Raw genomic sequence first — 7,339 nt, forward strand, 5'->3', positions numbered from 1 at the left:
CGATTTAATTTAATGTTCACAATTACATTGATATAATATTTGGTCATTATATCTCTGCAAGTGCTCACACAGATTGCTTGAATAAATTGTTAAAGAGCATACTGAGCGGCTGTTGCCGTGTCAGTGGGAGCGATTATAGAGAAACTGACTTCATTGGCAAGTGTTTCACTAAAATTTATGCTCACCTCACTTAATTCGACTAAAAAACGTTCAAAAAGTGACATTTTAAGACATCTAACTAGTTTAAAGTGGCGGTAACCACCTTAACTAAAGAACACAATGCGCGCTAACCAGCAAATTAGACGTCATATAATGATAAATATAATGCCGACACTGCACCATGACTTCAAATGTTGATAAACCACACTCGATTCATATAACTGTCATCTGGCGCTTTTATACTATTCTGCATTATAGATGGCTTAATCAGGATGATAACCTTGCGCATCACAACCTTTTCTAGAATCAGTTCACTTACTTTAATTTGCCTCTCGCTCTTAATGACTTATACCCTTTATGGCAGCCACCAGCAGCTCAACCGTCTTGACCTACAAAACTCTATGTTTGCGCAGATGAAAGAACAAGTCACCATTAAGCTTAATCACGCTATCTCCGGCTATTTGCAACAAGGCAACACCACAGATTTACAACAATCAGAGCAAATCATTAAGCAATTACTTAATTCACTCACTCAACTTCCGAGCGCCATCGATACCACAGCGTTAAACCTGCAGCTCAATCAGTTTGCCACACTCGTGCAAGGGCCATTACGTTCATCGGGTAAGTTTGCTTCCAATAACTTTCAACTACTGAACTTCAACGAAAAAGAATTAGCGGATAACTTATCACTATTAAAACGTCAGTTATTACAAGGTGACATGCAATTACGCCAACAAGATTTAATTCTCATTAGTGATATCCAAGCCAGTCTCGCGCAATTAACCAATCAGCGTCAGCGTTACTTTAATCAATTACAGTCATCGCAATGGCAAGCCCTATTATTAGCCGTCAAAGAAAGTGCGCAACTCATTAGCCAGTTATCGCAATTTAGCCATTATGACAGCAACAATAATGTAGTGATTGAAGATGATAATTTTCTTGATGACGAGGACGGTGAAGAAACACTCTTTATAGTTGATATAACCGACGAACTGCAAAGCCTTATCAGTCGTTATCCAAAAGAACTATTAAATACCAAAACGGTACTTTCAGAGCAAACCGCTAATCAACAGTTAGTATTAACCGCAATCAGTAATATCCAAGCCGCTATTTTAGCGTTAGAAAAGCCAATCAATGATTATGCTAATGACCAGCGCCAGAATACCTACTTATACTTGGCCATTATTGCACTGAGTTTAATTCTATTTGGTATTGGGTTATTTTATGCCGAAAAATACTGGGTCGTAAAACCACTGACAACATTAGATAGAGCCCTTGCCTCTCTGGTTGAAAGCAATACTCGTGAGCGCTTGTACTTTGCCGACAGCCGCAGTGAGATAGGTTTGATCGCACTGCATTTCAATCAGCTACTGGATAATATCAAGCAGGAAGATATCACCAAACAGACTCAAGTCGAACAAGTCACCCTGGCGTTAAACTTACTGCAAAATGATTTTCAATCGATTAGTCAATATGCTCAAGCCAGTAGCGCTGCCATTAGTGATATCTCTAACGGTGTATCAGAAATTAACTCACTCGCGCAAAAAGTTGATGCCGATACGCAATCCGTACACAGCCTAACACAGCAGACGAATGAGCAGATGTATAAAGCCGCTAGTCAGATAACCGATTTTAGTCTCGCTACTGAGCAGACTAAACAAGCCGGTAGTGCGAGCTTAAAAGCCATTAAAACATTAAATACCAATATGGAAAATGTTGAGACGATCGTGACATCGATTCATCGTATCGCCGATCAAACTAACTTATTGGCCCTCAATGCAGCCATTGAAGCCGCGCGGGCGGGCGAAAAAGGCCGTGGATTTGCCGTAGTAGCCGATGAAGTTCGCAACTTATCTAAACAGACTCAGCAAGCTCTAGAACAAATTAGTAACTTTCTCGGTCAACTGAATCACTCCAGCCAATCACTCGAACATGAAATTAATCATATCGCACAGAGTTGCCACCAGCAGTTAACAAATGCACAAGACATGCGTAAAGAGATAGGCACAGTGATCCAACAGTCAGAGCAATCACAACAAAATGCCGCCAATAGTAGTCAAAATACCCACCAGCAAGTCAGCCATATCAGTGCCGTAAACAGGCAAATGACGGCACTGCAAAATCACAGCGAAGAGACTCGCCAGAAAACCCAATCTGCTCAACAACAAGTATCAACGCAAGTTGAACAGATATTAACTATCTTTGCCTAATCAAAACCTAAAAGTTAAAAACTGGAACCGGGCGTTGCGAGAAAGTCGAGTTCAGCGGCTGTCGATTCTCGCCCTAGAATAGTGTTGCGGTGCGGATAGCGCCCAAACTGTTCAATAATAGCTTGGTGTTGCAATTCAAATTTGAGGTTAGTTTGGATATCATTACCTTGATACAAAAATACCGCTTGTTGATGGATAATTGCAGATTCGCTGTGCATAAAAGGCAGGTAAAGAAAACTGCATTGCAATTGCGAAAGTTCTCTATCAGCACCACACGCTATCGCTTCTTGTGCGAGTGCTAATGCCATGCCATCAAAAGCAAACGCACGGGTTGTATCACGGAACATATTTCGTGAAAACTGGTCCAAAATAATGATTTCCGCTAACCGACCTTCAGCACTCCGACGCCAGTGAAATAGTTCACCCGCACTAGCACGCTTATGCAACTCACTAAAACGCATTGAAATTGTTTGATCAAACTCAATATCTTTCACCCACCACTTCGCTGGATTAATCTCTTCAAACCAAAATTTGATAACGTCTTTATACATAGTTAAACCCCTTCCAATGACCCCACCAATGATCCCACCAATTGAGTATAGGATAACTAGAAACACTCAGCCCACTCAGTGGCGGCACTGGTGTCTCAGTTTTCATATTTAGCTGTCATTTTTTTATGCATTACTAGCACATCACATAATTTCGGTCTAAAGACAGTTTTTTTAATGGTTTACTCGCGATTATAATTTAATATTCCAGCCCATTACCACACCATACGTAACCGTATCATAACCAAACTCTCTATCTGCAATCGGCATAAAGTCGTTACCATTATCGTAATTCACCCTACAATAAATAAAACGGATAGTAACGTTGATGTGAACATAGCTTAGTCACATAGTCACTCACAAAAAAACCGCGTAACTTTAGCTATTTTTAGTAATAGCCAAAGGCACACGGTTTAAATACTATTCACAGTAAAGGAGTTACATAGAATAGAAGTAGTATATTTGTGATTTCATCCGAATAACAATGCCGCGAATAACATCGAGGAAGCCAAGGAATGCAATCGGTTTAGCACCACTAACCCAAGCCAGACCAACAGAACCCACCGGAATATCATAGCCTTCCGTCTCGGTTAGTTTCAAACGAACAAAGTGATGTTTGTTCATGACATTTTGTCCTGTCGTTGTTCTCACCGAGGTTTCTCTTGCTAATAATGTCCCTTGCGCTTCACCCGTGGCTTCAATGATGCCTTCGACTTCAGCAGAGAAAATATGTCCCGGATAAACTGCCGAGGCAAATTCAGACGCTTGACCCACTTTAATATTACGAATGGCTTGATGATTAACCCGCATTAATACATATTTTTCATTGGTATACATCTGGATACGTGGCATCGCACCTATGTATTGCCCTTCACGAACAATAAAGTTGGTTAAGTAACCATCAGCAGGTGCATAAACACGGGTATTATCTAAATTCCACTGCGCTTGTGCATACACCTCAGTTTGATTCGCTAAATCGGCTTTACGGCTATTCACTGCATGATCAGATTTGCTGATATTAAGCTGGGCCTGCTGTGCGTTTAACACTAATTTTTCAGCTTGCGATTGCAGTACTGTTAATTTTGCACTGGCAACTTGCACCGCTGTTTTTTGCTCATCTAATTTACTTTCCGTAATGGTAAATGCAGCTACTTTATTCTGATCAATATAACGCTGTAATGTCGTGCGCTTCCAATTAAGGTCAGCTTCAATTTCAACTTGCTGATCAAGGTTAATTTTAATTTCTTTATTAGCAATAGCGTATTTAGATTCATTAATTCGTACATCATCTAATGACGATGCTAACGCTACTTCAGCGCTCTTCACCTGTGCCGCCGATTTGTTCAATGCAATCTGATAAACTTCATCTTCAAGTTCATAAATCAGCTGACCTTTAATAACCTGCTGGTTCGGTTTGACATGAATCGTTTTAATATTACCTTTTACCTGCGTTGAACCGGGACGTAATTGAATATGCGGTGACTGCACTAACGAACCGCCAGACAAATCCATCGGCGTATAAGTAATTAAGCCCACCCAGACGAAAAGGAGCCAGCCACCACCACCGATATAAGCAAAACACTTAGAATATTTATTCCAAGGCATGCCCACTAAACGCAATAAATAAATAAGTAATGCCCAGACCGCTAAACCTTCTAACATGAGCCCGTCCCTTCTGATTTCCAAATATCACGTACTTTCTTAATAGCTTGCTCTGCATCAACAAACGCCACGATCACAGCTAACACCCAGACCCAATGCCAAATAAATCCAACCCAAGTTAATGTGGTGATCAAGGTTAATTGTTGATGACCATTTTTATGGGCCTGATGAATAGGCACCTCATGGAATTTCCAAAAACCAATCCCTACAGCAGCGACGGTTGCAACAAGCACAACCACAGCAACAATGTGTAATCCAGTGTCAAAGCCAGTGCCGACAAAAGGCATAGATATTAAACTCACAGGTTCATTCCTCGATTAATGATCCCTAACTCAGACGATTAGGAACGCGTTATTTGTTGTCTATGGTGATAATAACAATCATGAATATAGCGAGGATGATTATACGCAAACGAGGAAGTTAAAAGGTACTCGTAAAATTGCTAGAAATTTACCTGTTTAGCATTTATTAATAGCCAAACAACAGATATCAGGCTAATAATATATTGCTGTGATTAAACTGATGACAGTCCATGGTAAATAGCAAACATTCAATGAGGACAAGCACATGCGTGAACTACCCAAGATGGATAAAGCTAATTTAAACATTGAACAATTCACCATTGAAATATCAAATTGGTTATTGGAAAACGATACTGCTGATTTAGCTAACGCAATTGAATTTGCACTCACCGCTTTTATGCCCTACATCCAAGCCCAACGTATGTCGTTAGTTCGCTTAACCCCAGACAATCACTTTGAAGGGGCGCTTGCTGTTGCTGCCCCAGGTTACAAACCAGTCTCTTTACCAGCACAAGGGCTTTACTCACCTTATCTAGAACAGATAAGCGAAGGTGAAATTATTATTGCAGAAGATAATATCCACGATATTGTCAAACATGATGAGCTCCTACGCAGTGCGATGGAAGGTATTTGCGCGCATATTGTGGTGCCCTTTCGCGTTAAAGGGCGTATTTGGGGCGGCATTACTGCGAGCCGTTATCTTAAACCTGCGCACTGGGATAAAGATAACATCTCCCAGATCCGTTGTTTTGGTCAGATCCTCGCATCGACTTACGAGCGTTATGCTTACTGGGAAAAGCTGCAACATAAAAATCAACAACTCGAACTATTATCGCGTCATTTAATGGATAACCAAGAAAATGAGCGCCGTATGTTATCGCGTGAACTGCACGACAATTTTTCACAACGTATGGCACTGCTCACCATCAAAGCATCATTACTATCTAATAGCCTAACTGTCGACAGTGAAAAAAAATCAGCGAATGCGCTTCACGACGAAATACAAGGGTTAGCGAAAGATATGCAAGCGCTATCACGCTCTTTGCACCCCGCTATTTTGGAAGACCTTGGCTTATTAACGGCATTAAAGTCAGAATGTCGACGCTTATCAACCATTAAAGATGTTGATATTCAGACTTTATTTGATCCGATTCCGGCTTTAAATAAAGAGCTATCTTTAAACCTATATAGAATTTTACAAGAAACACTAAACAACGTAGCCAAGCACGCTCAAGCATCTGCCGTGTTTGTATCGCTGCAATACAGCGATAACAACTTACACTTTCAAATTATCGATGATGGGATTGGCTGCGATTTAAACTTAAATGCAAACAAGGGCAGCATTGGATTAATTAGTATTCGGGAGCGTGCACAGTTATTTAATGGCACAGCAGTATTCAGCTCTCCTGAAGATGGCGGTTTTATCGTCGATATAATGATCCCTGCACTAAAGGAATATTATGAGTAATGTAATTTTAGCCGATGACCATTTAATTGTGGCACAAGGCATCGCCAGTATTTTACAACCAGCGCATCATATTTTAGCAATTGCTAAAGATGGCTTAGAGTTAATCGAGCTCGTTAAGCAACATGATCCTGACTTAGTTATCACCGATATAAGCATGCCTGATATGACGGGGATTGCCGCTATTGCAGCCTTGAAGCGCATTAATAAAACCGTAAAAATAATTTGTTTAACCATGCATGACGAACAAGAATATGCCGAGAGTGCGATTGCAGCCGGCGCACAAGGTTACGTATTAAAACATGAAGCCAGTGAGAGCTTAGTCGAAGCGGTAAACCAAGTATTAAAAGGTGGCACTTATATTTCAACCTCAGTCACGGTTAACACTGAAAAACCAAAATTATCATCTCGTCAAATCAGTGTTTTACGATTATTAGCGCAAGGTAAATCGGCCCGCCAAGTCGCCGATGAATTATTTATTTCGCCACGAACTGTCGAGTTTCATAAGTATTCAATGATGAAATTGATCAGTGCTAAAACCAGTGCTGAGTTGATCCAATACGCGATTAATCATGGCTTGATGGATTAACTTACGCCTCCATCCGCGATTACCTGATATTCATTTACGCATAAAAAAACCAGCACTTATCTGCTGGTTTTTTTGTGTATTTAAATCATCAAATTATTATGTAATTTAATTACACATTGCGTAATTTAATTACGCAATTAAATCACACTGTAAATAAACTCAGGTTAAATTCATACTAAAAAACAACTTGAATTAACACAGCTTTAATCACGGTTGTAACATTATCATTACTTTCTACGTATCGCTAGCCACAAGACTAAAAACAGCCTCTGTTGTTTAATAGAATGTGACTGCCATCTCGCTCTCGCGCTATATTGCCATTCAGACCAAGCAGCAATGACACGACATTTAAGATTATCTTTAGTATTACCGCTATTTTGTTGCGTTACTTGTCGTTGCGACAA

6 protein-coding genes are annotated in these 7,339 nt (G+C 40.2%); 3 read left to right on the forward strand and 3 right to left on the reverse strand.

The genetic code is table 11. The annotated features are described in order from the left end of the window. Positions 1 to 500: 500 nt before the first annotated feature. The gene (locus tag QNK26_RS03865; RefSeq protein WP_319220947.1) at positions 501 to 2,369 is read left to right on the forward strand and encodes a methyl-accepting chemotaxis protein; all 1,869 of its coding nucleotides are present in this window, start codon (positions 501 to 503) and stop codon (positions 2,367 to 2,369) included. A gap of 14 nt (positions 2,370 to 2,383) precedes the next feature. On the opposite strand, the gene QNK26_RS03870 is transcribed toward QNK26_RS03865, so the two are convergent. The 3 genes from QNK26_RS03870 to QNK26_RS03880 form a co-directional block, all read right to left on the reverse strand. Further along, a complete protein-coding gene (locus QNK26_RS03870) occupies positions 2,384 to 2,920 on the reverse strand; it encodes a DUF924 family protein (protein WP_319220948.1) in 537 nt (178 codons plus the stop codon). 435 nt (positions 2,921 to 3,355) lie between these two features. Continuing rightward, complete coding sequence (locus tag QNK26_RS03875; protein WP_319220949.1) at positions 3,356 to 4,579, reverse strand: HlyD family secretion protein; 1,224 nt, start codon at positions 4,577 to 4,579, stop codon at positions 3,356 to 3,358. Beyond that, positions 4,573 to 4,866: an MFS transporter gene (locus QNK26_RS03880; RefSeq protein WP_319220952.1), complete on the reverse strand. Its 294-nt coding sequence runs from the start codon at positions 4,864 to 4,866 to the stop codon at positions 4,573 to 4,575. Before QNK26_RS03880 ends, QNK26_RS03875 begins: the two co-directional genes overlap by 7 nt. Before the next feature lie 280 nt (positions 4,867 to 5,146). Here QNK26_RS03880 and QNK26_RS03885 point away from each other — a divergent pair, with 280 nt between their 5' ends. After that, positions 5,147 to 6,349, forward strand: a complete 1,203-nt coding sequence (locus QNK26_RS03885) for a GAF domain-containing sensor histidine kinase (RefSeq protein WP_319220950.1) — start codon at positions 5,147 to 5,149, stop codon at positions 6,347 to 6,349. Then, positions 6,342 to 6,935, forward strand: coding sequence for a response regulator transcription factor (locus tag QNK26_RS03890; RefSeq protein WP_319220951.1), 594 nt, complete (start codon positions 6,342 to 6,344; stop codon positions 6,933 to 6,935). Before QNK26_RS03885 ends, QNK26_RS03890 begins: the two co-directional genes overlap by 8 nt. The last annotated feature ends 404 nt before the right edge of the window (positions 6,936 to 7,339 follow it).

This window comes from Moritella sp. (genome assembly GCF_033791185.1).
GTDB lineage: Bacteria > Pseudomonadota > Gammaproteobacteria > Enterobacterales > Moritellaceae > Moritella.